We start from the raw sequence: 26,483 nt of genomic DNA on the forward strand, positions 1-26,483 counted from the left end.
CCGCGGCATCCGCTCAGTCGGACTGCAGCAGGATCCCGTCGAGGATCGCGCGCTTGCGGAGCGCGACCTTGGTGCCCACGTCGAAGCCGGCCGCGCGGTACTTCTCGCGGATGCGCTTCAGGTAGCTCTTCGCGGTCTCCTCCGAGATGCCGAGCTGGAACGCGACGGCCTTGACCGGCTGACCGGCGCCGTACAGCGCCATCACGCGGCGCTCCTGTGCCGAGAGCTTGGGCACCGCACCGTCGTCGGCGAGGGCGTCCTCGAGCTCGGGCGTGAGGTACGACTCGCCGACACGTGCGGCGCGGATCGCCTCGATGATGTTCTCGACCGGCTCGGACTTCACGAGGTACCCGAGTGCGCCGGCCCCGAGCGCCTCGCGCACGACGGCGGGCTCGGAGTACGTGCTCATGAGCATCGTCTGCACGCCGGCGCTCTTCAGCATCGAGAGCTTCAGCGAGATCGGGATGTTGTCGCGGAGGTCGAGGTCGAGGAGCACCACGTCGACCGGGAACTCGGGGTGGGCGAGCAGCTCCGACCACGATGCCACCGCGGCGACGAGGTCGATATCGGATGCCGCGGCACGCAGCCACTCCGAGAGCGCGCCCAGCAGCATGCGATGGTCGTCGACGATCGCGAGACGGATGGGTGGACCGTTCTCATCCATTCAGCTTCCCCTCGATCTGGCGGCCGCTCGGGCCGACGTGCTGCCTGCTTGGGCGTTCGGGTCGACCCTGCAGGCGATGTCGATGCGGAAGCCTTCGGCGACCGGCACGACCTCGTGGATTCCGACACTACCGATAGCGTCCCATGCCGACGGGTCGACGCGTCGGCGGGAGACGCCGGCGATCTCGACGGCCATGTCGAACCGGGTGGGATCGACGTCGCCGCGCTCGACCGTCTCGCGGCAGCGCACGACCGCCGACATCGGCTGCGCCGACTTCTTCGGGCGGTCGGCCACGAGGAGCCACAGGGCGAGCAGGAGGCCGTCGCGCTGCGACTGGGAGAGGAGTCCGGCGCAGCCGTTCGGATCGTCGACGGTGACGCGATCGTTGAGGTACGCCGACTCCGTGACGGCGTGGCGGAGCCACGTGTCGGTGCGTCCCTCGATGAGGCGGACGCGGAGGCGTGCCGCGAGCGACCCGGCGCGCTCGGCGGCCTCGTCGGGCAGCGGGATCGCGATGCGCCCCGATCCGACGTCGTCGAGCAGCGTCTCGGCGTCGAAGTCCAGCTGGGCGAGCTCCTCGGAGGCGCGCATGCCGACGGCCGACCTGGACGTGCCGACCGTGCTCTGCACGAGCGAGAGGTCGAGCTCCCGGCCGACCAGCCGCCGGAATCCGTCGATCGCGAGCGTCACGAGGAAGACCGGGAAGACCGCGGATGCCGCGATGGCGACTCCGGCGACGGCCGCGACCCCCGCGGCACCCGTCTGCACGAGCGACTCGATGGCGATCGCCGCGCCGATGATCCCGGCGATGGCGAGCGGGAGGCGCGTTCCGCGGATCGCGGCGACCGGCATCAGCACGGCGGCCGCCGCGGGTGCGGCCGTGGGCGTGACGCCGAACCGCAGCAGCCCGGCGGTCGCGACGAGGTCGAGTGCCACCGGTGCGGCGAGGGCGACGAGCAGCAGCACGTAGAGCCAGTCGGGAAGGCTGCGCCACAGGATGCGCGAGAGCGCCCCGATGACGACGACGGCTGCGAGCGCGATCCAGGCCGGCCACGGACCGGGACCCGGCAGCAGGAAGTACGGTGCGAGCGCGATCGCGTGCACGAGGTGCGCGAGCACGATGAGCCCGGCAGCGACCGTGATGCCGGTCGCGAGGCGCCGGCCGCCGTGGCTCTCGCGCACGTCGCGCGCGGTCCGCGAGGACCGCGCGGGGCGACGGAGTGCGCGTGGCTGGGCGCGGAGGTCGTCGAGCGGCTCGTCGGTCACGGCTTCGGCACCTCCAGCATGACCGTCGTCCCGGACCCGGGCGACGAGAACACGCGCGCTCGCCCCCCGACGGTGTGGAGCCGGCCCACGACCGATTCGGCGTAACCGAGGCGGGCGCCGTCGACGGTGTCGGGCTCGAAGCCGCGTCCGGTGTCGGTGACCATGGCGCGGACGGTGCGGTCGTCGTCGGTGACGGTCACGTCGGCCTCGTTCACGCCGGCGTGGCGCCGCACGTTCTCGAGGCATTCGCCGAGTGCACCGAGCAGCGCGTCGAGCGTCTCGCGTGGCAGGGCGAGCTGCCCGGCGCCGTGCCAGTTCACGTCGAGTCCCATGCGGGCGAAGCGCTGCCGCACCGCTTCGAACGTCGTGCCGAGTTCGTCGGCGGGGGAATCGGGGGAGAAGATGGCCGTCGAGCCCGAGTCGAGGGGTGCCCCGAGGCGGAGCTGGCGGAGGAGTCGGGCGTCGTCGCCGGCCTGCTGCCGGAGGGCGCTCGGACCCACGCCGACGCCCGAGTGCGCGAGCAGCGACAGGGTCGCGAGCACCGTGTCGTGCAGCACGCGCGCGTCCTGGCGCTGCTGCGCCTCGAGTTCGCTCGCGAGGCGCTCGGCCTCGTGCGCACGGCCCACCTCGTCGATGCGGTCGGAGGCATCGGCGATCGCTCGGTCGATCCATGCCCCGAACGTCATGCACACCGCCCACCCGGCGATGGCCGTCACGACGACGCCGCGGAGGTCGTGACCCCGGGCCGACGCGATCCAGACCGCGACGAGGACGGCGCCGAGGAGACCGGTGACGAGGATCGGTCCGTTGCGACGTACGACGAGCGTGATCGAGACCGAGGCCGCGCTGACGCCCGCGGTGATCGCCATCGACGTGACCGTGGCGGGATCGAGGACCGATGCGCTGCCGAGCGCGATGATGCGCACGATCGCGACGGCGACGACCCCGAGCGCGGGGAGCAGGAGCCCTCGCGCCGAGTGGATGCCGACGAGGGCGGCGATCGCCGCACCCGTGAGGGCCGCGATGACGAACTCCACGCCGGTGGAGACACCGGGAACGAGCATGCACGCGAAGGCGCTCGCCGCGCCGACCAACCCGGTGACCCGCGCCAGGCGTCGGAGCAGCCGGTCGCGTTCCTTGTGGATGCGCTTCACTCCACCCCCTCAGCAGGGTCTCACACCCCGGCACGCGAGTGCCCCCGTCATCTCGAAACTGTAGTCGAGATTCCGTCCGTTGCGCGTGCGTGCCTGTCGGGCTCAGGCGGCGAGCAGCGTGCGCAGGGCCGCGCCGACCTCCGCATGCTCGATGAGGAACGCATCGTGCCCGTACTCGGAATGCAGCACGACGGGGTCGGGACCGTGCACGCTGCGGCGCAGTCGCGATGCGATCTCGACCTGCCCCTCGAGCGAGAAGTAGCGGTCGCTGTCGATGCCGAGCACGAGGCTCGAAGCCGTGATCCCGTCGAGGGCGGCCGCGACGCCGCCGCGCCCCCGTCCGACGTCGTGCGAGTTCATGGCGTGGGTGAGCACGATGTAGCTGTTCGCGTCGAAGCGGCGCGTGAACCGGTTGCCGTGGAAGTCGAGGTAGGACTCGACGGCGAACCTGCCGCCGCCACCGAGGGGGTCGAGCCCCGACTGCCAGCTCCGCTCGAACCGGGAGTTGAGCTCGGTCGCGGTGCGGTAGTTCAGCATGGCCATGCGCCGGGCGAGCGCGAGCCCTCGGCTCGGCCCCTCGCCGTCGGCTGCGTCGTAGTAGTCGCCGCCGCGGAAGGCGGGGTCGCTGCGGATGGCCTCGATCTGCACCGAGTTCAACGCGACCTGGTCGGCGGTCGCCGCGGGCGGCCCCGCGAGCACGGCGATGCGCTCGACGGCATCGGGCGCCATGATCGCCCACTCGAGCACCTGCATGGCGCCCATGGAGCCGCCGATGACGGCGGCGAAGCGCGTGATGCCGACGCGCTCGGCGAAGGCGATCTGAGCGCGCACCTGGTCGCGGATGGTGAGGAACGGCAGGCGCGCGCCCCACTCCAGTCCGTCGGGCGCGAGGGATGCCGGCCCGGTGGAGCCCTGGCATCCGCCGATCACGTTGGGGGCGATCACGAAGTACCGATCGGTGTCGATGGGCAGCCCTGGCCCGACGACGCCCGGCCACCAGCCGGCGCTCGGATGCCCCGGACCTGCTGAGCCGATCACGTGGCTGTCGCCCGTGAGGGCGTGCAGCACGAGGATGGCGTTGTCGGCCCGCGGCGAGAGGGTGCCCCAGTGCTCGTAGGCGATGCGCACCCCGGGCAGGGTCTCACCGGACTCCAGCGGCAGGTCGCCGATGCTCACGAACCGGCGGTCGCCGATGGGATCGCCCTCGCGCCACGCGCCCGTCGCGGGTGCTCGGCCCGCCATCGTCAGCGCGCGCGCCTCGGAGACGAAGCTCGCGGGCATCGCGTCGGCGGTCGTCTGCCAGTCCATGTTCCGATTCTCCCCAACCCCGAAGACGGTCGGGTCATTGTTACACCGTTTCACCGCGAAGACGACGGATGCCGCGGGCCCAGTCGGCCCGCGGCATCCGTCGTCGAACGGGGTGGAGTCAGACCCGGCTGGCCTCCGTGGCCGCACGCGCCGCCGCCAGGCCGGCCTCGAGGTCGGCCTTCAGGTCGTCGATGTTCTCGATGCCGACCGAGAGGCGCACCAGGCCGGGCGTCACGCCGGCGGTGAGCTGCTGCTCGGGGGTGAGCTGCGAGTGCGTGGTCGACGCGGGGTGGATGACCAGTGAGCGCACGTCGCCGATGTTGGCCAGGTGGCTGAACAGCTCGAGGTTGTCGACGAGCGCACGGCCCGCGTCGACCCCGCCCTTCAGCTCGAACGACAGCACGGCGCCGACGCCCTTGGGGGCGTAGCGGTTGGCCGCGGCGTACCAGGGGCTCGACGGCAGGCCCGAATAGTTCACGCTGGCGACGTCGGCGTGGTTGTCGAGCCACTCCGCGATCTCCTGCGCGTTCTGCACGTGTCGCTCGAGGCGGAGCGAGAGCGTCTCGATGCCCTGGATGAGCAGCCACGCGCTCTGCGGCGAGATCGCCGAGCCGAGGTCGCGGAGCAGCTGCACGCGCGCCTTGATGATGTAGGCGAGCCCGTCGCCGACCGCCGCCGTGTAGCTCGCGCCGTGGTAGGACGGGTCGGGTTCGGTGAGGCCCGGGAACTTCTCGACGTTCTTCGACCATTCGAAGGTGCCTCCGTCGACGATCGCGCCGCCGATGACGGTGCCGTGGCCGCCCAGGAACTTCGTCGCCGAGTGCACGATGATGTCTGCGCCGTGCTCGAACGGACGGATGAGGTACGGCGTCGCGATCGTGTTGTCGACGATCAGCGGGATGCCGGCCTCGTGCGCGACGTCGGCGACGAGGCGGATGTCGAGCACGTTGATCTTCGGGTTGCCGATGGTCTCGGCGAAGAAGAGCTTCGTGTTCGGACGCACGGCGCGGCGCCACTCGTCGGCGTCGTCCTGGTTCTCGACGAACGTCGTCTCGATGCCGAGCTTCGCGAGCGTGTACTTGAAGAGGTTGTACGTGCCGCCGTAGATCGAGGAGGAGGAGACGATGTGGTCGCCCGCCTGCGCGATGTTCAGGACCGCGAAGGTCTCGGCAGCCTGGCCGGAGGCCACGAGCAGGGCGCCGGTGCCCCCCTCGAGCGCGGCGAGGCGCTCCTCGACCACGGCGGTCGTCGGGTTCATGATGCGCGTGTAGATGTTGCCGAACTCGGCCAGCGCGAAGAGGTTCTGCGCGTGCTCGGCGTTGTCGAACACGTAGGACGTGGTCTGGTAGATCGGCGTGGCCCGAGCGTTGGTCGTCGGGTCGGGGGCTGCGCCCGAATGCACCTGCTTGGTCTCGAAGCGCCAGTCGGCGGTGTGCTCGCTCATGGGGTCTCCTTCTCGGGGCGGGAGTCCCCCCACCCGGTGCGAGCCACGTTACGTTCGGGCCGATGCCCGTGCAACGCGTGCCGACACACGGCGTAATCGCGTCTCTGCGTCAGTCGCGGCGTTCGCCGTCGGGGGGCGGCTCGGGTGCCGCTGCGGGCGTCGGGGGGAGCGCCTCGGGGGGCAGCACGATCGTGCCGGTCGCGGTCATCGGCTCGGGACGCAGCAGCCACCGCGCGCGGGGTTCCACGAGCGGCCGGAAGATCCGCCGCACGGGCTTCAGCGACAGGACCACCGCGATGCCGATGCAGAACAGGATCATCGCGGGCAGCACCCAGAACGGCTGGTCGCCGGCGAGCAGCCCCGTCTCCCGGAAGGGGAAGAGCACGAAGGTGTGCAGGAGGTAGATGTACATGGTCGCGGTGCCGAACGGCGTGAACCACGTCGCCCCGCGGGGCATGAGCATGAGGAAGGCGATCGTCAGCACGAACGCGCCGAGCAGCAGGACGAGACGGATGGCGCCCGACCACGGCTCGTCGTAGCCGATCGCGACGTACGCCTCGTCGTAGAGCATGAAGCGGCGGAGCTTCAGGTCGCGCCACGTCTCGATGGCGAGGGGCATGACCACGAGCACGGCCGCGAACAGCGCGATGGCCCCGGCCCGCCATCGCCACGCGATGCTCGCGGGCAGTTCGAGCCACCGCCCGGTGAGCTGCCACTGGCGCAGCTTCCAGCCGAAGACGAAGAACGGCAGCATGCCCAGGGTGCGCGAGAGCGCGAGCGTCGAGTCGATCGTCTCGGTGTACCCGGCACCGAGTGAGATCGCGATCGCGATGAGGAGCGGGTAGCGCAGGAGCACGAGGTAGGGGAGCACGAGACGCCAGACGGCGAGCGCGATGAGGAACCACAGGGTCCACGAGGCCGTCGTGTAGTCGAGCTCGAACGCCCCGCCGAGCAGCCAGCGGATGACGGTCCAGATGGTCTCGAAGATGAAGAACGGGAAGACGATGTCGGTGAGGATCTGGCGCATGGCCCGCGCGTTCGGCGGACCGGACTTCGCGAAGTACCCGCTCACCGTCACGAACACGGCGACGTGGAACGAGTAGATGAACAGGTACACGCTGTACGCCGCATCGTCCTCCCCGATGAGGGGGAGGATGCCGTGGCCGATCACGACGAGCGTGATCGCGATCCACCTCGCGTTGTCCCACAACGGCACCCGGCGCCGCTTCGTCGGGGTCGTCGCGTGCGGCCTCGTGTGCATCGTCCCATTCAAACACCCCGTGGTCGGCCCGTCCCGGGGGTTGCGGAGGGGCGGAGACGGCAGAATGGGCGCATGAGCGAGCTTCGGGCGGTCGTGACAGGTGCGAGTTCCGGCATAGGCGCGGCCACGGTGCGCGCGTTCCGCGCAGCGGGATGGGACGTCGTGGGCGTCGCCCGCCGCGAGGACCGGTTGCGGGCGCTCGCCGAGGAGACCGGGGCATCCGTCTTCGTCGCCGATGTCACGAAGCAGGCGGATGTCGACGCGCTCGTCGCGCATCTCGAGGAGACCGGGCCGGTGCACGCGCTGGTGAACAACGCGGGCGGCGCGAAGGGGCTCGACTCGGTCGAGGCGTCGTCGATCGACGACTGGGCATGGATGCTCGAGGTGAACGTGCTCGCGTTGAAGCGCGTCACGAGTGCGCTGCTCCCGCTCCTCCGGCGCGGGGCGACCGGTCGCGGCGTCGCCGACATCGTGAACATCACGTCCATCGCCGGCCACGTCGCGTACGTGGGCGGCGGGGGTTACAACGCGGCGAAGTTCGCCGCGCACGCCCTCACTGAGGTGCTCCGGCTCGAGCTCAACGGCGAGCCGATCCGCGTGGTCGAGGTGGCCCCCGGCATGGTGAAGACCGACGAGTTCTCGCTCGTGCGCTTCGGCGGCGACCGCGAGCGCGCCGACGCCGTCTACTCGCAGGTGCCCGAACCGCTCGTCGCCGAGGACATCGCCGACGTCATCATCGACGCCGTGCTGAAGCCCCGGCACGTGGACCTCGACCTCATCGTCGTCAAGCCGGTCGCGCAGTCGGCGCCCCACCTCGTCGCCAAGGGCGAGCTCCGGGTGCGCGGAGACGCGGGCTGACGTGTCGGTCCCGCCGGGCCTGGAGCGCCGTGCGCAGTGGGAGACGCGCACCGCGACGTTCCTCGTCGTGCTCGGCGCCGTGTTCATCGTGGCCTACTCGATCGTCGTGCTCTGGCCAGCGGCCCCGCCCCCGGCCCAGGTGGCGCTGCTCGGCGTCATCGCGCTGGTGTGGATCTTCTTCATCGCCGAGGTCGTGGTGCGCATCGTGCTGACGCCGCGCGGCGAGCGCTGGACGTTCGTGTGGCGGCATCCGGTGGACGTGCTCTCGGCCGTGCTTCCGCTCTTCCGGGCATTGCGGGTCGTCTCGCTGCTCGGGCAGGTGCCGTACCTCCAGCGTCGCAGCGGCACCGCGGTGCGCACGAGGATCATCGTCTTCGCGCTCAGCTACGCGCTCATGTTCGTGTACTTCATCGCCCTCGCGACGCTCGCCGCCGAGCGCGACGCGCCGGGGGCGACGATCACGAGCCTCGGCTCGGCCCTGTGGTGGGCCGTCGTCACCATCGCCACGGTCGGCTACGGCGACACGTACCCGATCACCGTGCCGGGCCGCATCTACGCGGTCATGCTCATGATGGGCGGGATCGCCATCGTCGGCACGGCGTCGGCGACCGTCATCTCGTTCATCAACGAGCGCATCGGACAGGCACGCCAGCGCCACGACGAGGAGCCGCCCTCCGACGGCCGGGTGTGAGCGGGAGGTCGCGGGCGGGCCGGCCGATCGGCCGTTAACCTGTGGGGATGACCTTCGATGCGAACGACGCCGCCTCGGGCGCCGACGGGATCCGGCGCGAGATCCTCACCTGGGACGAGTTCGGCGAGGCCGCCCGGTCGCTCGCCCGCGACGTGCTGCGGTCCGGCTTCCGGCCCGACGTCGTGATCGCGATCGCGAGGGGCGGGCTGCTGCTCGCCGGGGCGATCTCGTATGCGCTCGGCACCAAGGCGTGCGGGTCGATCAACGTGGAGTTCTACACGGGCATCGACGAGCGGCTGCCCGAACCCGTGCTGCACCCGCCCATGCTCGACGCGCCCGCGCTCGGCGGCAAGCGCGTGCTCCTCGTCGACGACGTCTCCGACTCGGGCCGCACGCTCGCGAAGGTCGTCGCGATCATCCGCGACGAGGGCGCCGAGGTGCGCTCCGCGACCCTCTACACGAAGTCGCACACCGTGCTCGAACCCGACTACGACTACCGTCGCACCGACGACTGGATCGTCTTCCCGTGGTCGGCGCAGCCGCCCGTCGAGGTCGCGGGGACGGCAGCATGAGCGTGCACCTGGTCGGCGGAGGCTGGCAGGACGAACCCGACGGCGCCGCGTACGCGGCGTTCCTCGACGAGGCGGCCGTTCGTGCCGCGGCATCCGGTCGCGACGTGCCGCGCATCGCGGTCGTCTCGGTACGCGACGGCGACGAGGCCGAGCACGCGGCGAAGCTCATCGAGGCCGTTGCGGCCGCCGGCGCGTTCGAGGCCCACGTGACCGCGGTCGCCCATGGCGGGCAGATCCCCGCGACGGCGTTCGTCGACGTCGACGGCATCCTCGTGGGCGGCGGCCTCACGCCCGTCTACCGCGACCTGCTCGAGCCGCATTTCGGCGAGCTGCGGCGGCAGGTCGCGGCCGGCGTGCCGTACCTCGGCTTCTCCGCCGGTGCGGTCATCGCGGCCGAGCACGCGCTCGTCGGCGGCTGGCGCATCGGCGGGGTGCCCGTCGCGCCCGAGGACGCCTCGGAGGACCTCGACGAGCTCACGGTCGCCGCCGGCATCGGGCTCGTGGACGTGTCGGTCGACGTGCACGTCGCCCAGTGGGGCACGCTCTCGCGGCTCGTGTCGGCGATCGAGGCCGGCCTCGTCGAACGCGGGCTCGGCATCGACGAGCTGACCGCGCTCATCGTGGGCGAGGGCGGGCTCCGGGTCGCCGGCCACGGCAGCGTCTGGCGCGTGCTGCCCGCCGAGACCGGCGTGGTCGTCTCGACGATCGGCGCCTGAGGTGGCGAAGACCCTCGACGAGCTCGCCGCCGACGGACTCATCGACCAGGGCTGGGCGAGTGCGCTCGCACCGGTCGCACCGGCGATCGCCGCGCTCGGCGACTTCCTCCGGGCCGAGACGGCGGCCGGGCGCGGCTACCTGCCGAGCGGCGACCGCGTGCTGCGGGCGTTCGGCTCGCCGCTCGACCGCGTGCGGGTGCTCATCGTCGGGCAGGACCCGTACCCGACGCCGGGACATCCGATCGGCCTCTCCTTCGCCGTCGACCCGCACGTGCGACCGGTGCCGAGGAGCCTCCAGAACATCTACCGCGAGCTCGCCGACGACCTCGGGGTGGTGCCGCCCGCGCACGGCGACCTCACGCACTGGGCCGGCAACGGCATCATGCTGCTGAACCGGGTGCTCACGGTGCAGCCCGGCCAGCCCGCTTCGCACCGCGGGCGCGGCTGGGAGGAGGTGACCGACCACGCGATCCGCACGCTGGTGGCGAGGCGCCGGCCGCTCGTCGCGATCCTGTGGGGGCGTGACGCGCAGAACCTGCGGCCGCTGCTCGGCGGGACGCCCGTGATCGAGTCCGCGCATCCGAGCCCGCTCTCGGCCTCGCGCGGCTTCTTCGGGTCGCGGCCGTTCAGCCGGGCGAACGCCATGCTCGAGGCGCAGGGCGGCGAACCCGTCGACTGGCGCCTGCCCGCCTGAGCGGTCGGGCGCGACATCCGGCCGTGACATCCGTTCGCAACATCCGCGGAGTAACCTGACGTGATGCTCGAGGAGGAATACCAGGAGCGTCGCGTGCTGCCCCGTCACCTGCGCAGGCCCGAGGCCGCCGAGGCGCCGTTCGAGTACGCCATCCGCGACGCCCGACTCGCCGACATGCCCGCGGTGCGCGAGATCTACAACCACTACGTCGCGAACTCCACGGTGACCTTCGACGAGGACGCCATGACGCTGCGCGAGTGGAAGGCGAAGTTCGCCTACCTCGAGAAGCTCGGCATGCCGTTCCTCGTGGCCGAATCGCCGTCCGGGCAGCTCCTCGGGTACGCGCTCGTGGCGCCGTGGAAGCAGAAGCGCGCCTACCGCTACACGGTCGAGAACTCCATCTACCTGGGCCCGGCCGCCGCCGGCAAGGGACTCGGCCGGGCGCTGCTCGCCGAGCTCATCGCGCGGTCGAAGGCCGCCGGCCTGAAGGAGATGATCGCGGTCATCGCCGACCAGGGCGCCGAGGCGTCGATCGCGTTGCACGAGAAGTTCGGCTTCGTCGAGATCGGCCGCATGGGCCGCGTCGGCTACAAGTTCGACCGCTGGCTCGGCACCGTGCTGCTGCAGAAGTCGCTCAAGTAGCGGGCGGATGCCCCGGGGCCGCTCAGAGCGCGAGCTGCAGTTCGAGCTCGGCGGCGATGAGGGCCGTCACCGTCGAGGCCAGGCCGGTCGCCAGCAGCAGCCCGGGATGCGCCAGCCCGATGACCACGCGCCGCATCGCCGGGCGGCCGGCGAACAGCGTCGCCGGCACCTCGCTCGTCGCGGGCACCTCGCGCCAGCCCCGGAGCCGTCCGAGGAACCACGCGCAGCGCACGATGAGCGCGGCCCAGAGCACGGACACGACCACCGGGGTGAGCCCGGCCATGAGGTCGAATCCGATACTCGCGACCTCCTCGTCGTCGCCCTCGGCCGCGAGCTGGATCGCCGTGGAGATCACCGCGCCGAGCACGACCGAGGTCGACCACGCGACGAACGCGAGCACGAGCGTGAGGTAGCGCACGAAGAAGTGCCCGAACACGCTGGTGCGGTCGTGCAGGTGATCGCGAGGCGTGGCGCTCAGCACGATGATCGCGGCGGCGAGGCTCGGCGCCACGAGCACGAGCACGAGGAGCGACCACACGAGTGTCGGCCAGTCGAGCACGGCCGCGACGACGATCAAGGTCGTGAACACGGCGGCCCACACCGTGCCCCAGACGAGCGGATGCGTCACGACCGATCGAGCCGCCCGCACCCCTCCGCTCGCCCGCATGCCCTCACCCTAGCGGCCGGGGTCGGCGCCCGACCGTAGGCTCGGAGCATGACCGAGCTGCACGAGTACACCGCCCTCGAGCTCCACCAGCTGCTGCAGCGCGGGCAGGTGTCGCCCGTCGAGGTCGCCCGCCATTACCTCGACCGCATCGAGCGCCTCGACGGCGATGTCGGCGCGTTCGCCGAGGTGACTCGCGAGGCCGCGCTCGAGCGCGCGCGGTTCGTGACCGAGCACGTGGCCACCGCGGCGCCCCTGTGGGGCATGCCGCTCGCCGACAAGGACCTGCATCGCCGGGCCGGCGTTCCGGCCAGGTTCGGCTCCCGTGCCTTCACGGACTTCGTGCCCGACGAATCCGACGAGCTCGTGCGCGCCGTCGACGAGGCGGGCGCGGTGAGCCTCGGCAAGAGCGCGACGCCCGAGTTCGGCCTGCCGTCGTACACCGAGGGACTCGCCGGTCCGCCGACGCGGAACCCGTGGGACCTCTCGCTCGGCGCCGGCGGCTCGAGCGGGGGAGCGGCGGCGGCCGTGGCATCCGGAATGCTGCCGTTCGCGCCGGGCTCCGACGGCGGTGGCTCGATCCGCATCCCGGCGGCGGCGTGCGGACTCGTGGGACTCAAGCCGTCGCGCGGCCGGGTGCCCTCCGGGCCGGGGCTGGCGAGCCTCGCGGGGCTCGGCGTCGTGGGCCCGATCGCACGCACCGTCGCCGATGCCGCACTGCTCCTCGACGGGCTCATCGCGCCGACCGGCTATCCGGCCCGGCACCGGTACGCGCTGCGCGCGCCAGGGGATGACGGCCCCTACCTCGGCGCGGCCATCCGGGGCGAGGGCCGCTTCCAGCTCGGCGTCGTGACCGACTCCCCATGGGACGACGCCTACGAGATCACCGTCGCGCCCGAGGCGCACGAAGCGCTCGAACGCGCGATCGCCGCCTTCGACAGGCTCGGCCACGGCATCGAGGCGATACCACCCGCGCCCGAGCCGGGGTACGCGCCCGCGTTCCGCACCATCTGGCAGGCCGGTGCGGCGACCATCGAGGTCGACGGCGAGGCCGAGGCATTGCTCGAGCCGCTCACGCGGTGGCTCATGCTGCGCGGCCGATCGGTGCCGGCGCGGCAGCTCGCCGAGGCGCTGGCCTGGCTCGCCGGCTTCGAGGAGCGCGTCATCCGTCGCTTCGCGCCGTTCGACGCCGTGCTGACCCCGGCGCTTGCGCTCACGCCGCCACCGGTGGGCTGGTACGACCAGGAGGACGGCGAGCGCAACTTCGCACAGCAGGTGCAGGTGACGCCGTTCACGTCCTTCGTGAACGTCTCGGGGCTCCCGGCCATCACCGTGCCGGTCGACGAGACGACCGACGGCGTGCCCATGGGGGTGCAGCTCATCGGACGGCCGGGTGGTGAGGCCACGCTGTTCGCGCTGGCGGCGCAGCTCGAGCGTCGCGTGCGACGTGGGCACCGGCATCCGCCCAAGTGGTGACGCCGCTGGCCCAGCCACCGCGCGACCGCGCCACCGCGCGACCGCGCCACCGCGCTCGCGCTCGCGCGACCGCGCCACCGCGCGACCGCGCCACTTCGGCGCCCTCTGCGCCAGTACGGTTGGCGCACTCCCGGCGGAACTGGCGCGGAGGCGGGCCGGAGGCTGGGCGCGGCCGGGGAAGACCGTGTGGCAAACTTAGGTAATGCTTACCTCACCTACCCTGGCTCCCGCTCGGGAACGGCCGGCGTATCGCAGCTTCCGCGTACGGGTGTCGCGTGTCGACCATCTCGCGCCGCACTTCACGAGCATCACCTTCACGGGTGACGAACTCGACCGGTTCGGCACCGCCGGACTCGACCAGCGGGTCAAGGTCGTGCTGCCGCTGCCCGAGGTGGGCTTCGCGGCATTTCCCGACGCCGACGACTGGTACTCCGCGTGGCGCGAGCTTCCACCCGAACTGCGCAACCCGTTCCGCACCTACACCGTGCGCGCGGTGCGGCCCGACGCGCGCGAGGTCGACATCGTGTTCGTCGCGCACGGCGACGCCGGCCCCGCGTCGGCCTGGGCGGCCTCGGCTGCTCCCGGCGACGAGGTCGTGCTGATCGGCCCCGACGAGCTCAGCGCCGGCCGCACCGTCGGCATCGACTGGCGACCCGGCGACGTCGAGACGCTCGTGCTCGCGGGCGACGAGACCGCGGCCCCCGCGATCGCGTCGATCCTCGAGTCACTGCCCGGCGACGCGAGGGGCATCGCGATCATCGAGGTGCCGACCGCCGGTGACCGCCTCGAGATCGACGCGCCCGACGGGGTCGAGCTGCGTTGGCTGCCGCGCGACGCGAGCGGATGCACCCACGGTGCGCTGCTCGTGCCGGCGGTGCGCGACTGGGTCGTGCGGCACCTCGCGGCTCGCGGACTCGTCGGGGTCGTCGGCGCCGATCCCGTCGCCGCCGCGCGCGCCTCCGCCGCACTCGCGGCCGTCGAGCGCGCGGAGGCCGATCACGCGCCGCTGTGGGACGTCCCCGAGGGGCAGAGCCTCGACGGAGACTGCTACGCCTGGCTCGCGGGCGAGGCATCCGCCATCACCACCCTCCGCCGCTTCCTCGTGCGCGAGGCGGGACTCGACCGCCGTCAGGTGGCCTTCATGGGCTACTGGCGCACGGGTCGGGCCGAGCTCGACTGATCGCGCGGTGAGCGAACGGATGTCGCGCATCGCACCGGGGGCGCCACCGCGCGTCACCGGGTCCACCGCGCACGCCGCGCACGCCGCCGACGCCGCCGGCAGCCGCGCCGGCCGGCGGTCCCGCCGGCGGCTCGCGCCCGCGGGCGTGCTCGCGGGGTCGCTCGTGCTGCTCGGCGTCGTCGTGCTCGCGAGCCTCGCCATCGGCACCAGACAGGTGCCGTTCGACGTCGTGCTGCAGGCGTTCACGTCGCCGGCGGCCGGCGACCCCGATCAGGTGGTGGTGCGCGACCTGCGATTGCCGCGCGCGGTCGTCGGCGTCATGGCGGGCGCAGCCTTCGGGGTGGTCGCAGCACTCCTGCAGGGCGCGTCGCGCAACCCGCTCGCCGACCCCGGCCTGCTCGGCATCAATGCGGGGGCTTCGCTCGCGGTGGTCGCCGCCATCACGTTCGCGGGCGTGGCTTCGCCGTACGGCTACATCTGGTTCGCATTCGGCGGCGCCGCGCTCGCCGCGACCGTCGTGTTCGCCATCGGCTCCGCCGGAGGTGCAACCCCGGCCAGGCTCGCGCTCACGGGAGCGGCCGTCACGGCCGCGGCGACGCCGCTCATCACGCTGCTCCTCATCCGCGACGAGGGCACGCTCTCGCAGTACCGCTTCTGGTCGGTCGGCTCCCTCTCGGGTCGCGGCCTCGAGACGGCCACCGTGCTCTGGCCCTTCCTCGTCGTGGGCCTCGCGCTCGCCGGGTGGCTTGCCCCGAAGCTCAACCTGCTCGCGCTCGGTGACGACCTCGCGCGCGGCCTCGGCGTGCGGCTCGGCACCACGCGCGTCATCACCGCCGCCGCCGTGATCGTGCTGGCCGGGACGGCGACGTCGCTCGCCGGCCCCATCGCCCTCCTCGGCCTCGCCGTGGCCCACGCCGCGCGCGGACTCGTCGGCGGCGACCACCGCTGGATCATGCCGGTCGCCGGCGTGCTCGGCGCGACCGTGCTGCTGGCCTCCGACGTCATCGGTCGAGTGGTCGTGGCTCCCGCCGAACTCGAGGCCGGCATCGTCGCCGCGGTCGTCGGCGCGCCCGTGCTCATCGCGCTCGTGCGACGCAGGAACGGGTCGGCGCTGTGAGCATCGACGCTCCCGTCGCCCCCGTCGCGTCGATCGCGTCCCTCCAGCGCGGGCGCGCACGGCGACGTCGGCGGGGCGCATCCGTTCTCGCCGTCATCGCGCTCGTCGCGATCTTCGCGGGCACGACGTCGCTGCTCATGGGTGCCGCGGGCCTCGGCCTCGGCGACGTCGTCGCCGCGCTCGTGGGGCAAGGCTCGCCGAAGGCCGAGTTCGTCATCCTGCGACTGCGCCTGCCGCGCGTGGTCGCGGCCGTCATCGCAGGGGGTGCTCTGGGGCTCGGCGGCGCGCTGTTCCAGACCACGCTCCGCAACCCGCTCGCGAGTCCCGACATCCTCGGCGTCACGGGCGGCGCCAGCCTCGCGGCGGTCGGCTCGATGCTCGTGCTCGGGCTCGAGGGTCCGGCGGTCTCGCTCGCGGCGTTCGCCGGCGCGCTGACGGTCGCGGCGCTCATGTGGGGGCTCGCCTGGCGCGGCGGGCTCACCGGCATCCGGTTCGTGCTCGTCGGCATCGGCCTCGCGTCGATCGTGTCGGGCCTGCTCGGCTGGCTCATCACGCGCGCCGACCTGCGTGAGGCGTCGGAGGCGCTCGTCTGGATGGTCGGCGGCATCGCCTCCGTCGGGTGGGACGAACTCGCGATCGCCGGCGCCGCCGCGACGGTGCTGCTCGGCGCGACGGCGCTCTTCGCTCCACGGATGCCGCTGCTCGCCCTCTCCGACGACAGCGCGCGCTCCGTCGGGCTCGATGCCACGCGTGCTCGCATCGTGGCGATCGTGCTCGGAACGGGCCTCGTCGCCGTCGCGACGGCGCTCGCCGGGCCGATCGCGTTCGTGGCACTCGTCGCAGCCCCCATCGCGCGCGCCCTCGTGGGGCACGGCCGGGCGGCGCTCGCCGCCTCGGCCGGCGTCGGCGCGGCCATCGTGCTCGTGGCCGACCTCGTGGCGCAGCATGCGTTCGCCGGCAGCTCGGTGCCCGTCGGCATCGTCACGGGCCTCATCGGCGCGCCGTACCTCCTCTGGCTCATCGCGAGAGGCAACCGGAAAGGATCCGACGGATGACCCGGTCGGCAGCCCGCTCACTTCGCGCCGAGTCGCTCACGCTCGCGTACGACCGGCGCACCGTGATCGACGGACTCGACCTCGAGCTCCCAGACGGGCGCATCACCGCGATCGTCGGACCCAACGCGAGCGGCAAGTCCACGCTCCTCCGGGGCCTGGCGAGGCTGATGCGCCCCGAGGCCGGACGGGTCACGCTCGACGGCCGCGACATCCGCTCGTTCGCGGCGAAGGAGTTCGCCCGTCGCGTCGCCGTGCTGCCGCAGCAGCCCGTCGCACCCGACGGCGTGCTCGTGGCCGAGCTCGTGTCGCGCGGCCGTCACCCGCACCGGGGCTGGTTCGGCGCACGATCGAGCGATGACGACCGCGTGGTCGCGGAGGTGCTCGAGGCGACGGGCACCGCCGAGCTCGCCGACCGCGCCGTCTCGGAACTGTCGGGCGGGCAGCGACAGCGCGTCTGGATCGCCATGGCGCTGGCGCAGCGCGCCGACATCGTGCTGCTCGACGAACCGACGAGCTTCCTCGATGTCAGCCACCAGCTCGAGCTCCTCGATCTGCTCACCGAGTCGAACCGCGATCACGGCACCACGGTCGTCATGGTGCTGCACGAGCTCAACCTCGCCGCCCGGTACGCCGACCACCTCGTGGTCATCGACGGCGGGCGCATCGCCGCGGCGGGTGAACCGGCCGACGTGATGACCGCCGAGACGATCGGCGCGGCGTTCGGCCTGGACTGCATCGTGGCCGGCGATCCGGTGACCGGCGACCCCATGGTCGTGCCCGTCGGCCGATTTCACCGCCGTGCATAATTAGGTTAGCCTTACCTAAATATCATCGACTCGAAAGGGAGTCCATGCACGCCCGACGCACACTTGCCGTCATCGCCGCCGCCGCGGCCGCCGCCCTCGCCCTGGCCGGATGCTCCGCGCCCGCATCGGAGGCCGATGACGCCGCCGGGACATCCGACGGCTCCTTCCCCGTGACCATCACGCACGCGTTCGGCGAGACCGAGATCGACGCCGTGCCCGAGCGCGTCGCCACGTGGGGCTGGGGGAGCACCGAGGCGGCCCTCGCGCTCGGCGTGGTCCCCGTCGCGATGGCGCAGCAGTCGTACGGCGCCGACGACGAGGGCGTGCTCCCGTGGGTCGCCGAGAAGCTCGACGAACTCGGCGAGGAGACGCCCACGATCCTCACCGACGACGGCGAGGCGCCACCCTACGAGGAGCTCGTCGAGGCCGCGCCCGACGTGATCCTCGCCCCGTACTCGGGCATCACCGAGGAGCAGTACGAGCTGCTCAGCGAGATCGCCCCCACCGTCGCCTACGAGGGCGAGGCGTGGACCACGCCCTGGCGCGACGTCGTCACCACCGTGGGCACCGCGCTCGGCAAGGCCGACGAGGCGCAGGCCGTGCTCGACGGCCTCGACGCAGAGCTCGCGGCGCAGGCCGACGCGCACCCCGAGCTCGACGGCCTCACCGTGGCCGCCGTCTGGGACGTCGCCGGCACGTTCTACGTGTACACGCCCGAGGATTCGCGCGTGGAGTTCCTCTCGGCGCTCGGCCTCGAAGTCGCCCCGGCCGTGGCGGAGCTGCAGAACGGCGACTCGCCGTTCTTCTACACCCTGAGCTACGAGGAGCTCGACCGGCTCGACAGCGACCTGCTGATCAGCTACCACGACACGCCGGCCGAGGCCGAGGCGTTCCTCGGATCGACACCCGTCCAGGCGATCCCGGCCGTGGCGCGCGGACAGGTCGCCCAGGTGGTCGGCACCGAGCTCATCGCGGCGGTGTCCCCGCCCACCGCCCTGTCGCTCACGTACGGGCTCGACGAGCTCGTCGCGGCGCTCTCGGCGGCGGCGCAGAGCGACTGACGCGCTCCGCCTGCCCGGCGAGCGTCCGCGCGCCACGTGCACGACCGTGGGCGCGGTCAGCGCGGCGTGCCGGGCCTGCGCAGGGGCCGTCCCCGGCGCACGTAGCCGCCGGCCTCGAGCCCGGCCTCGATCTCGAAGCGGTTACGCAGGGGATCGAAGCCCGAGGCGGCGTAGAGCAGCGGGAAGAGCATGCCGTACGTGCGCCACTGCGTTCGGTGCACGGCCTCGTGCCCGAGCACGATGTCGCCGTCGTTGCGGTCAGTGAGGTAGCAGCCGCCGACGCACGAGCCGCCGCGCCCGAACGTCCACTTCGGCATGCCGGTGAAGACGATGAGGCCCTGTCGCACCCGAATCGGCCCGGTGCTCCAGATGAAGCCCCACGTGAAGCCCACGAGGGTCGCCCACCAGTACCCCGCGCGGCTGATGGGCGAATCCGTGAGGCGGATCCGGAGCATCCGCTCGCTCACGCGGCCGCCTCGGGGCGCCCGAGGTTCTCGAGCAGTCGCAGCCAGACCTCGCTCATCGTCGGGAATGCGGGCACCGCGTGCCAGAGCCGTTCGACAGGCACCTCGCCGACGATCGCCGTCGTCGCGGCGTGGAGCAGCTCGGCGACGTCCTGGCCGACGAACGTCGCGCCGACGATCACGCCGCGCCCGGCGTCGACGACGAGACGGGCGCGTCCCTCGTAGCCGTCGGCGAGGATGCCGGCCCCGCTCGCCGATTCGATGGCGACGTCGCCGAGCCGCACGTCGATGCCGGCGCGCCGTGCGCCCTCCTCGGTGAGCCCGACGGCGACGCACTCGGGTTCGGCGAACACGACCTGCGGCACGGCGGCGTGGTCGGCCGTCGCGGCGTGCACGCCCCATGGCGACGCATCGACGGGGCGGCCCTCCGCACGCGCGACGATCACGTCGCCGGCGGCTCGGCCCTGGTACTTGCCCTGATGGGTGAGGAGCGCCCGGTGGTTGACGTCGCCCGTCGCGTACAGCCAGTCACCGTCGCCGGCTGCGCCGCGCACGAGCATGGTCTCGTCGACGTCGAGCCAGTCGCCCGGCTCGAGGTCCACCGTCTCGAGCCCGATGCCGTGCGTGCGCGGGGTGCGTCCGGTGGCCACGAGCACCTCGTCGGCCGTGATCGTCGAGCCGTCGTCGAGCGTGATGGTCACCTCGCCGTCGGCGCCGCGTTCCACGCTCGTCGGCTCGACACCCGGGCGCACGGATGCCCCGAGCCCGCGCAGCCCGGCGGTCACGGCCTCGCCGGCGAACGGTTCGAAGCCGCCGAGCAGGCGGCTGCGCACGAGCAGCGTGACCTCGGTGCCGAACCCCGCGAAGGCCGTGGCCATCTCGGTGGCCACGACGCCGCCGCCGATGATCGCCAGTCGCGCGGGCGGATGCTGCACGCTCGTCGCCTCGCGGCTCGTCCACGGGTTCGCCTCGGCGAGTCCGGCGATGCGCGGCACGAGGGGGTCCGAACCCGTCGAGACGACGACGGCGTGGCGGGCGACGAGGGTGATCTCACTGCCGTCGGGCCGCTCCACGACGACGCGGCGGGGTCCGTCGAGGCGTCCGGATCCGCGCTCGAGCTCGATGCCCACGCTGTCGAGCCACTTCACGGCACCCGTGTCCGACCAGTCCGACACCCAGTAGTCGCGACGGCGGAGCACCGCGGCCACGTCGAGCGACCCGGTGACGGCCTCGGCGGCACCGGGCACGCGCTGCGCCGCCCGGAGCGCGGCGGCGCTGCGGAGCAGCGTCTTCGACGGGATGCACGCCCAGTAGGAGCATTCACCGCCGACGAGTTCGCGTTCGACGATCACCGTCTCGAGTCCGCCGGCACGGGCCCGGTCGGCGACGTTCTCGCCGACCGGCCCGCCGCCCAGGACGACGACATCCACCTCGCGCTCCATGTGTCTCCTTCCGCCTTCGATTTCCGGCCGCGTCGGGCCGCGTCAGGTCGCGTGCGTCAGCGTCAGACCGCGTCGGCCCGACCGTCGCGGCCGGCGTCCGCCCGTGCGACGCGTTCGCCCGAGGTCAGCGCCCCGACGAGTCGGAGGATCGCGGGCAGGTCGTCGTTCGCGGCCTCGGGGGAGGCGGGGGCGAAGCCCGCGATCGCGGCGCCCGCGAGCGGGAAGCGCGCCGTCACGGCCCGGATGAGCGCGGCGAGGTCGCCGGCCTCGACGCCGAACGGCATGGGATAGGAGAGGCCGGCGAGCGCCGACGGATCGAGCACGTCCAGGTCGACGTGGACGAATACGTTCGAGGCACCCGTGAGTTCGAGCGCCTCGATCACGATCGCCGGATCGGCGAGGTCGCCCGCTCCGATCACGGCCACGCCGTGCTGGTCGATGAAGCGCTGCTCCTCGTCGTCGACGGCTCGGATGCCGCCCAGCACGAGTCGGGCGGGGGCGACCCGTGTCGCCTCGTCGAGCGCGAGCCCGTCGGCACCCTCGCCGGCGATCGCGCGGAGCGTCATGCCGCCGAACCCGCCCGACGGCGAGGACTCGGGGGTGTTCAGGTCTGGGTGCGCGTCGAGCCAGAGCACCGCCAGGTCGCCGCCCGTGCGGCGTGCCGCGTCGGCGACGGCGGCGAGGGATGCCCCGCAGTCGCCGCCGATCGTGATCGCCAGTTCGGGCACGCCGGCGAGCGCCTGCTCGGTGCGTTCGCGCACGCGCCGGAGCGCGCTGTAACGGCGGACGCCGGTGCCGAGGGAGTCGCCGGCCTCGATCGGCACCTCGACCACGACGGTCGCGGCGGCCGGGAGGTCGCCCTGGATGGCGATCGCCCCGTCGGCGAAGCTCATCGCTCGAGCGGACACGGAACCCTGCCAGAGGGGGACGACGACGAAGGTTGCGGGAGCAGGCATGGCTCCCAGTATCCCGTTCGGCGTGGCCCCGGTCGAGCGCTTCGCGTCGACGCCACCCGGCGACCCCGAACGCAACGGCCATCGCGAGACTCGAGCGGAGCTGGCTGCTCGACGCGGTCGAGGCGGATGCTGCGATGACGAGGTTCGCGGCACTGCCCGTCGAGCGGCTCGGTCATGCCGGTCTCACGACCGACGCGTGGCGGCTTCGCAGTGCCGTGCGCACCGCCGACGCATTCTCCGTGGCGGCGGCGAACGCGCTCGATTGCCTGCTGCTGACCACCGACCGGCGGCTCGGTCGCTCCGGTGTCGTGCGTACGCTGCTCCCGTCCTGAGCCACCGGCCGGCAGCACCCGGACGCACGGATGCCGCGACCCACGAGGTGGGCCGCGGCATCCGTCACCGACCGGTTCGGCTACTGCGAGAGCTGGCCCTGCGACGACCCGCCGGCCTTGAGCGCGGCGAGGCGAGCGTCGACCTCGGTGAGCTCGCCGAGGTCGTCGAGCTCGTTGAACTGGGCGTCGAGGCTGGATGCCGCGAGCTCGGCCTGACCGCGGACGACGGCCTCCTCCCGACGGATCTTGTCCTCGAAGCGGCCGATCTCGCTCGTCGGGTCGAGGATGTCGATCGACTTCACAGCGTCGTGCACCTGCCGCTGCGCCTGGGCGGTCTTCGCCCGGGCGATGAGCTCGGAGCGCTTGTTCTGCAGCTGGACGAGCTTCTCCTTCATGCCGTTCAGCCCGGCCTTGAGCTTCTCGACCACCTCGGTCTGCGCGGCGATCTGCGGCTCGGCCGCCCTCGCCTCGTTCTCGGCCGAGATCTGGCGGCTGAGGGCGACCTTCGCGAGGTTGTCGAACTTGTCGCCGCCGGCCGCGTCGCCCGACGAGCGCAGCTCGTCACCCTTGCGGCTCGCGGCGATGGCCTTCTCGCCCCACTCGCGCGCGGCCTCGACGTCTTCGCGGTGGTCGTCCTCCAGCAGGCGCAGGTTCCCGATGGTCTCGGCGATCGCGGCCTCGGCGTCGGCGATGGAGTTCGTGTAGTCGCGCACCATCTGGTCGAGCATCATCTGCGGATCCTCGGCCTGGTCGATGAGCGCGTTGATGTTCGCCCTCACGAGCTGCGAGATGCGACCGAAGATGGACTGCTTCGTCATGGTGGTTCCTTTCGTGGTGATCGTTGATCCGTGTTCGTCGTCAGGTCGAAGTGGGTGGTGATCAGAACCGCCCGCCGCCGCCGCGACGGCCGCGCGTTCCCGAGCCGCCGAAGCTGCCGGGGGAGCGGCGTCCGCCGCCGCCGAAGCCGCCGCCGAAGCCCCCGCTCCGGCGTCCGCCGCCGCCGAAGCCGCCGCCACCGCCGAAGCCGCCGCCACCTCCGCCGCCGAGCACGGAGTTGATGAGGATGCCGCCGAGCACGGCGCCCATGAGGTCGCCTCCTCCGCCCCCGCCGCCGTAGCCGCCGCTCGAAGGCGCTCCGAAGCCGCCGCCCATGCCCGCGCCGAAGCCGCCGACGTCCTGCTGGGCGATCGAGAGCGCGGTGCGGGCGAGCGATTCGGCGCGCTGCGCCGTGGCCAGGGCGTTCGCGGGGTCGGATGCCGCAGCCGCCTCGGCCTCGACGAGCAGGCGTCCGGCCTCGGCGAGCCTCGTGCGCGCCTCCGCGCCGACGGCGCCCCGGCGCGCGACGAGGTAATCCTCGGCCGCCTGCACCTGGGCGCGTGCCGCCACGAGCGATCGTCCGAGTTGGGCTTCGGCGCGGGCGCGCTGCTCGGCGGCATCCCTGGCGCCCGCGATGGCCGCGTCGATCTCGGCGTTCACCTGCTCGAGCCGGGCCTGCGTGGCGAGCGGATCGCGCCCGGGCGCGCCGATCGCGGCGCGGAGCTGGGCGGCGTCGGATGCCACGCGGTCGGCGAGTTGCGCCGCGGCGCCCGCGCCAAATCCGCGGGCGGTCTGCACGTCGCGTTCGAGATCGGCGACGCCGGCCGCGATCGCCTGGTCGGCGGCCGCGAGGTCGGTGGCGAGCCGGTCGATGGCCTCGCTCAGGAGCTTCGCCTGGTCGCCCGCCTCCTCGGCCGCGCGGATCTCTACGGCGGCGTCGCCGGCTCGCCCGGCTGCGAGCGCGGCAGCCGCCTCCTCGAGCGCTCCCCTGGCGAAGGCGAGGCGCGCCTCGGCCTGCTCGGGGTTGTCGGCGACGGGCGCGATGGCGGCTGCCGCGTACTCCGGGGTGAGCGCGGAGAGACGTTCGGCGGCCGGCGCCACGGCGGTGCGTGCCGCATCGACCTCGGCGCGCACGCGCTCGAGTTCCGCGGGTGCGTTGCGCTCGAGGGAGCGGAGCTCGTCGAAGCGCTCGGCCTGCGCGTCGAGCAGCGCGTCGGCCTCGCCGGCGAGGCGGATGATGCCGCCGTACCAGGCGCGCCGCTCCTCCTCGGTGTCGGACTCGGCGTCGTCGAGCTGCTGCTGCAGGGTGAACGCCTCCGCGAGCTTGGCCTTCGCGCCGTCGAGGGCGGTGCGGAAGTCGGCCGTGGCCTCCTCGCCGTAGGACGCCACGGCGAAGGCGAGTTCCTCCTCGCTGGTCTTCACCGCGTCGTCGGCGGCGACGAGTGCGCCGCCGGCCTCGCGCCGGAGCTCCTCGATCGAGGGCTGCGGAGGGCCGGTCGGGCCGGCCGCCGGCCCCTTGCCCTTGCGCCGGCGGGCGATGATGATCGCGATGACGGCCACCACGATCGCACCGATGACGATGAACCACACCCAGCCCCAGCCGCCGCCTCCGCCGCCGTCGACGGCGTCGGGCCCGCCGCCCAGCGCGTCCGCGGCCGCGATCGCCGCGCCCGCCCAGTCGTCGTCACGGAGGTGGGGCTCGATGACCTCCAGCTGCAGACGTTCGAGCTCGTCGTCGGACAGCGAGGCCTCGGCGTCGGCCGACAGGTAGTAGGTGCGCTGGTCGACCGCCACGGCGAGGAGGTAGTCCTCGGCGCCCATGCCGTTGGCGATGGCCGTGTCGTTCGCCCAGCTGTCGGCGGCCTCGGGGTTCGTGAACTCGTCGACGTAGGCGACGAAGAGCTGCCGGCCGCTCTCATCGGCGGCTCGATCGATGGCCTCGACCACCTCGTCGGTGCGTCCGCCGAGCGCGCCCACCGTGTCGACGACCGGGGACGAGCCGAACTCGACGGGGTCTTCAGCCCAGGCTGCGGTCGGCGCCGCGACCCCGATCAGCGCCCCCAGCGCGATCGCCAGAACCACCGAACTGCCACGAACGGATGCCATGCACCAGTGCCTTTCCCCCGGGCCGAGCGGACCCTCCGAGTCTATGGGGCGGGCGGATGCCGCGTCCACGAGCCGTGCGCCGTGACACGCGTTCGACGGCCCGCGATCAGCCGACGGTGAACGGTGCGAGCGGGGAGACGACGGACACGGGGTCGGTCCCGTCTGCCTCGGCGAACGCGACGACCGCGGTCAGGGCGTACGCACCGGGTTCGAGCACGGATGCCGCACCCGCGCGGGCATCGTCGTCGGCCGTGCCGCAGCTTCGCGCCTCGAACGCTCCCGGCAGCGACGTGGATTCGCCGGGCGCGAGTTCGATCGCGAGCGGGGGGAGGTCGGGGTCAGGATGCGACGTCCACACGGCGACGCCCGATGCGGCCACCGTGAGGGCCACGTCGGGATCGATGGCGCCGGTGACGGTCTCCGCACCGACGTTGGCGACCGTGACCGTGACCGGGCTGAGGGTGCCCGGGAGCACGGGCGTCGTCGGCACGTCGACCGTGACGGCGAGCGAGCTGGTCGAGGCATCCGTCGCCGGGGCGACCGGCGCGCCGCACCGGTTCACCTCGTGCGGCGCGACGGCTCGTGGCCCGACCGCGTCCTCGGCCGCCTCGTCGCCCTCGCCGACCTCGGGCGCGACCGCACCGGACTCCGCCGACTCGAGCGCGACCCGGCCGTCGGTTGCGGTGGGTCCCCGGAGCTCGGGCAGCCCGAGCACCAGCCCGGCGACGGCGAGCACGCCGGCGACCGCGCCGACGCCGCTCAGGAGCGCCGTGCGACGGCTGCGTCGTGCCGCGCGGCTGCGGCGGAGCACCTCGTCGACGTCGATCGGAGTCGGTGCCGCGGCATCCGCTGCCCGCTTCAGTCGCTCGCCAAGCATCCCGTCATCGTTCGGGTCAGGAGCCGACATGGCTGCCTCCGCTCCGCGAGGCGCGCGCGCCCGCCGGGTCGATCGACGAGGAGAGTGCCCGCAGGCCGTCGCTCAGGTACCGCTTGACCGCGCCCGAGCTGATGCCGAGCACCTGCGCCACGCCGTCGACCGTGAGGTCCTCGTAGTAGCGCAGCACGATGCACGCCGCCTGCCGGGGCGCCAGCCGCCGGATGCGTTCGATCAGGTCGAGCCGCTCGTCGGTGGCCGATGCGGGGGAGTCGACCGCGGCCGGCTCCACGGCGAGGTGACGCACGTTGCGCCACGTGCCGTCCCGTCGTGAGCGGTCGATGACCGCGTTGAGGATGGCGCGGCGCACGTACGCCTCGGCCCTGGGCAGCGTCATGGCGAGGCGCGGGGTGCCGAACGTGCGCACGAGCGCATCCTGCACGAGGTCGGCGGCGTCGTCGACGCTGCCGGTGAGCAGGTACGCGTAGCGGCCGAGTGCGTCGCCGCGCTCGACGACGAGCCGCGTCGCCACCTCGTCCCACGACCGGGCCACCCGAGCTCCTCCCGACGGCGGCGATTCCGCCGTCATCCTCTCAGACGAGCGAGGGGGGCGTTCCGTTGGGGTCGGCGGCCGAGCGGACGACGCGGGTGCGTCTGGGGACCCGGAAACGGAACGAGCCGGACCCTCAGCGAACTGATCGGACCCGGCTCATCACAACGTGCCCCCGGAGGGATTCGAACCCCCGACCTACGGTACCGGAAACCGGCGCTCTATCCCCTGAGCTACGGAGGCGCACAGTTGGAAAGACTACCACTGCGCGGGCTCCGATCCGCACACCGCCGAGGCCGGCGGCGACGGCGCGG

General features: G+C 72.9%; 27 protein-coding genes and 1 tRNA gene. 13 read left to right on the plus strand and 15 right to left on the minus strand.

Going from position 1 to position 26,483, the window contains the following annotated elements; genetic code table 11:
- Positions 1 to 13: 13 nt before the first annotated feature.
- The 6 genes from ACVFI9_RS06850 to ACVFI9_RS06875 all read right to left on the minus strand — a co-directional run bounded on the left by ACVFI9_RS06850 (position 14) and on the right by ACVFI9_RS06875 (position 7,097).
- On the minus strand, positions 14 to 664 hold the full coding sequence (locus ACVFI9_RS06850) for a response regulator (RefSeq protein WP_474765299.1): 651 nt from the start codon (positions 662 to 664) through the stop codon (positions 14 to 16).
- Complete coding sequence (locus tag ACVFI9_RS06855; RefSeq protein ID WP_474765300.1) at positions 665 to 1,930, minus strand: hypothetical protein; 1,266 nt, start codon at positions 1,928 to 1,930, stop codon at positions 665 to 667.
- Complete coding sequence (locus tag ACVFI9_RS06860) at positions 1,927 to 3,084, minus strand: sensor histidine kinase (protein WP_474765301.1); 1,158 nt, start codon at positions 3,082 to 3,084, stop codon at positions 1,927 to 1,929. The genes ACVFI9_RS06855 and ACVFI9_RS06860 overlap by 4 nt, the downstream gene beginning before the upstream one ends.
- A 102-nt stretch (positions 3,085 to 3,186) precedes the next feature.
- Positions 3,187 to 4,392 (minus strand): homoserine O-acetyltransferase MetX, encoded by a 1,206-nt coding sequence (gene metX / locus ACVFI9_RS06865; protein WP_474765303.1) that lies wholly within the window; start codon positions 4,390 to 4,392, stop codon positions 3,187 to 3,189.
- A gap of 118 nt (positions 4,393 to 4,510) precedes the next feature.
- On the minus strand, positions 4,511 to 5,836 hold the full coding sequence (locus ACVFI9_RS06870; protein WP_474765305.1) for a bifunctional o-acetylhomoserine/o-acetylserine sulfhydrylase: 1,326 nt from the start codon (positions 5,834 to 5,836) through the stop codon (positions 4,511 to 4,513).
- A gap of 109 nt (positions 5,837 to 5,945) precedes the next feature.
- On the minus strand, positions 5,946 to 7,097 hold the full coding sequence (locus ACVFI9_RS06875) for an acyltransferase family protein (RefSeq protein WP_474765306.1): 1,152 nt from the start codon (positions 7,095 to 7,097) through the stop codon (positions 5,946 to 5,948).
- Between the two features lie 72 nt (positions 7,098 to 7,169).
- On the opposite strand from ACVFI9_RS06875, the gene ACVFI9_RS06880 reads away from it, so the two are divergent.
- The 6 genes from ACVFI9_RS06880 (at position 7,170) to ACVFI9_RS06905 (ending at position 11,270) form a co-directional block, all read left to right on the plus strand.
- A complete protein-coding gene (locus ACVFI9_RS06880) occupies positions 7,170 to 7,955 on the plus strand; it encodes an SDR family oxidoreductase (protein ID WP_474765308.1) in 786 nt (261 codons plus the stop codon).
- A gap of 1 nt (position 7,956) precedes the next feature.
- Positions 7,957 to 8,646 (plus strand): potassium channel family protein, encoded by a 690-nt coding sequence (locus ACVFI9_RS06885; RefSeq protein WP_474765309.1) that lies wholly within the window; start codon positions 7,957 to 7,959, stop codon positions 8,644 to 8,646.
- Between the two features lie 47 nt (positions 8,647 to 8,693).
- Positions 8,694 to 9,218 carry a phosphoribosyltransferase gene (locus ACVFI9_RS06890; protein ID WP_474765310.1) on the plus strand — a complete coding sequence of 175 codons (525 nt, stop codon included), beginning with the start codon at positions 8,694 to 8,696 and terminating at the stop codon, positions 9,216 to 9,218.
- A complete protein-coding gene (locus tag ACVFI9_RS06895; protein WP_474765311.1) occupies positions 9,215 to 9,934 on the plus strand; it encodes a Type 1 glutamine amidotransferase-like domain-containing protein in 720 nt (239 codons plus the stop codon). The genes ACVFI9_RS06890 and ACVFI9_RS06895 overlap by 4 nt, the downstream gene beginning before the upstream one ends.
- 1 nt (position 9,935) lies before the next feature.
- The gene (locus ACVFI9_RS06900; RefSeq protein ID WP_474765312.1) at positions 9,936 to 10,628 is read left to right on the plus strand and encodes a uracil-DNA glycosylase; all 693 of its coding nucleotides are present in this window, start codon (positions 9,936 to 9,938) and stop codon (positions 10,626 to 10,628) included.
- A 63-nt stretch (positions 10,629 to 10,691) separates the two neighbouring features.
- Positions 10,692 to 11,270, plus strand: coding sequence for an N-acetyltransferase family protein (locus ACVFI9_RS06905; protein WP_474765314.1), 579 nt, complete (start codon positions 10,692 to 10,694; stop codon positions 11,268 to 11,270).
- A 22-nt stretch (positions 11,271 to 11,292) separates the two neighbouring features.
- Here ACVFI9_RS06905 and ACVFI9_RS06910 read toward each other — a convergent pair whose 3' ends face one another.
- Entirely contained in the window at positions 11,293 to 11,937 is a 645-nt protein-coding gene (locus ACVFI9_RS06910) for a hypothetical protein (protein ID WP_474765315.1), read from the minus strand.
- 48 nt (positions 11,938 to 11,985) lie between these two features.
- Between ACVFI9_RS06910 and ACVFI9_RS06915 the strand changes: the two genes are divergently transcribed.
- The 6 genes from ACVFI9_RS06915 (at position 11,986) to ACVFI9_RS06940 (ending at position 18,629) form a co-directional block, all read left to right on the plus strand.
- Entirely contained in the window at positions 11,986 to 13,410 is a 1,425-nt protein-coding gene (locus ACVFI9_RS06915; protein WP_474765316.1) for an amidase, read from the plus strand.
- Between the two features lie 202 nt (positions 13,411 to 13,612).
- Positions 13,613 to 14,590 carry a siderophore-interacting protein gene (locus tag ACVFI9_RS06920; RefSeq protein WP_474765317.1) on the plus strand — a complete coding sequence of 326 codons (978 nt, stop codon included), beginning with the start codon at positions 13,613 to 13,615 and terminating at the stop codon, positions 14,588 to 14,590.
- A 7-nt stretch (positions 14,591 to 14,597) separates the two neighbouring features.
- Positions 14,598 to 15,707 carry a FecCD family ABC transporter permease gene (locus ACVFI9_RS06925; protein WP_474765319.1) on the plus strand — a complete coding sequence of 370 codons (1,110 nt, stop codon included), beginning with the start codon at positions 14,598 to 14,600 and terminating at the stop codon, positions 15,705 to 15,707.
- Positions 15,704 to 16,762 (plus strand): FecCD family ABC transporter permease, encoded by a 1,059-nt coding sequence (locus tag ACVFI9_RS06930; RefSeq protein ID WP_474765320.1) that lies wholly within the window; start codon positions 15,704 to 15,706, stop codon positions 16,760 to 16,762. The genes ACVFI9_RS06925 and ACVFI9_RS06930 overlap by 4 nt, the downstream gene beginning before the upstream one ends.
- The gene (locus tag ACVFI9_RS06935; protein WP_474765322.1) at positions 16,759 to 17,568 is read left to right on the plus strand and encodes an ABC transporter ATP-binding protein; all 810 of its coding nucleotides are present in this window, start codon (positions 16,759 to 16,761) and stop codon (positions 17,566 to 17,568) included. Before ACVFI9_RS06930 ends, ACVFI9_RS06935 begins: the two co-directional genes overlap by 4 nt.
- 44 nt (positions 17,569 to 17,612) lie before the next feature.
- A complete protein-coding gene (locus ACVFI9_RS06940; RefSeq protein WP_474765323.1) occupies positions 17,613 to 18,629 on the plus strand; it encodes an iron-siderophore ABC transporter substrate-binding protein in 1,017 nt (338 codons plus the stop codon).
- 56 nt (positions 18,630 to 18,685) lie between these two features.
- On the opposite strand, the gene ACVFI9_RS06945 is transcribed toward ACVFI9_RS06940, so the two are convergent.
- The 3 genes from ACVFI9_RS06945 to ACVFI9_RS06955 form a co-directional block, all read right to left on the minus strand.
- Positions 18,686 to 19,084 (minus strand): Fe-S oxidoreductase, encoded by a 399-nt coding sequence (locus ACVFI9_RS06945; RefSeq protein ID WP_474766195.1) that lies wholly within the window; start codon positions 19,082 to 19,084, stop codon positions 18,686 to 18,688.
- Positions 19,085 to 19,092: 8 nt separating this feature from the next.
- Positions 19,093 to 20,535, minus strand: a complete 1,443-nt coding sequence (locus tag ACVFI9_RS06950; RefSeq protein WP_474765325.1) for a dihydrolipoyl dehydrogenase family protein — start codon at positions 20,533 to 20,535, stop codon at positions 19,093 to 19,095.
- Between the two features lie 62 nt (positions 20,536 to 20,597).
- Entirely contained in the window at positions 20,598 to 21,491 is an 894-nt protein-coding gene (locus tag ACVFI9_RS06955; protein ID WP_474765326.1) for an arginase family protein, read from the minus strand.
- A 134-nt stretch (positions 21,492 to 21,625) separates the two neighbouring features.
- Here ACVFI9_RS06955 and ACVFI9_RS06960 point away from each other — a divergent pair, with 134 nt between their 5' ends.
- Entirely contained in the window at positions 21,626 to 21,823 is a 198-nt protein-coding gene (locus tag ACVFI9_RS06960) for a hypothetical protein (RefSeq protein ID WP_474765327.1), read from the plus strand.
- An 80-nt stretch (positions 21,824 to 21,903) separates the two neighbouring features.
- On the opposite strand, the gene ACVFI9_RS06965 is transcribed toward ACVFI9_RS06960, so the two are convergent.
- The 5 genes from ACVFI9_RS06965 to ACVFI9_RS06985 all read right to left on the minus strand — a co-directional run bounded on the left by ACVFI9_RS06965 (position 21,904) and on the right by ACVFI9_RS06985 (position 26,412).
- Positions 21,904 to 22,641 carry a PspA/IM30 family protein gene (locus ACVFI9_RS06965; protein ID WP_474765329.1) on the minus strand — a complete coding sequence of 246 codons (738 nt, stop codon included), beginning with the start codon at positions 22,639 to 22,641 and terminating at the stop codon, positions 21,904 to 21,906.
- Positions 22,642 to 22,702: 61 nt separating this feature from the next.
- Positions 22,703 to 24,745, minus strand: a complete 2,043-nt coding sequence (locus ACVFI9_RS06970; RefSeq protein ID WP_474765330.1) for a TPM domain-containing protein — start codon at positions 24,743 to 24,745, stop codon at positions 22,703 to 22,705.
- 106 nt (positions 24,746 to 24,851) lie between these two features.
- Positions 24,852 to 25,622: a hypothetical protein gene (locus ACVFI9_RS06975; protein ID WP_474765332.1), complete on the minus strand. Its 771-nt coding sequence runs from the start codon at positions 25,620 to 25,622 to the stop codon at positions 24,852 to 24,854.
- Between the two features lie 16 nt (positions 25,623 to 25,638).
- Positions 25,639 to 26,172 carry a sigma-70 family RNA polymerase sigma factor gene (locus ACVFI9_RS06980; RefSeq protein ID WP_474765333.1) on the minus strand — a complete coding sequence of 178 codons (534 nt, stop codon included), beginning with the start codon at positions 26,170 to 26,172 and terminating at the stop codon, positions 25,639 to 25,641.
- 167 nt (positions 26,173 to 26,339) lie between these two features.
- Positions 26,340 to 26,412, minus strand: a tRNA-Arg gene (locus tag ACVFI9_RS06985).
- Positions 26,413 to 26,483: the final 71 nt, after the last annotated feature.

The organism is Agromyces sp. NSFZ (assembly GCF_056156205.1).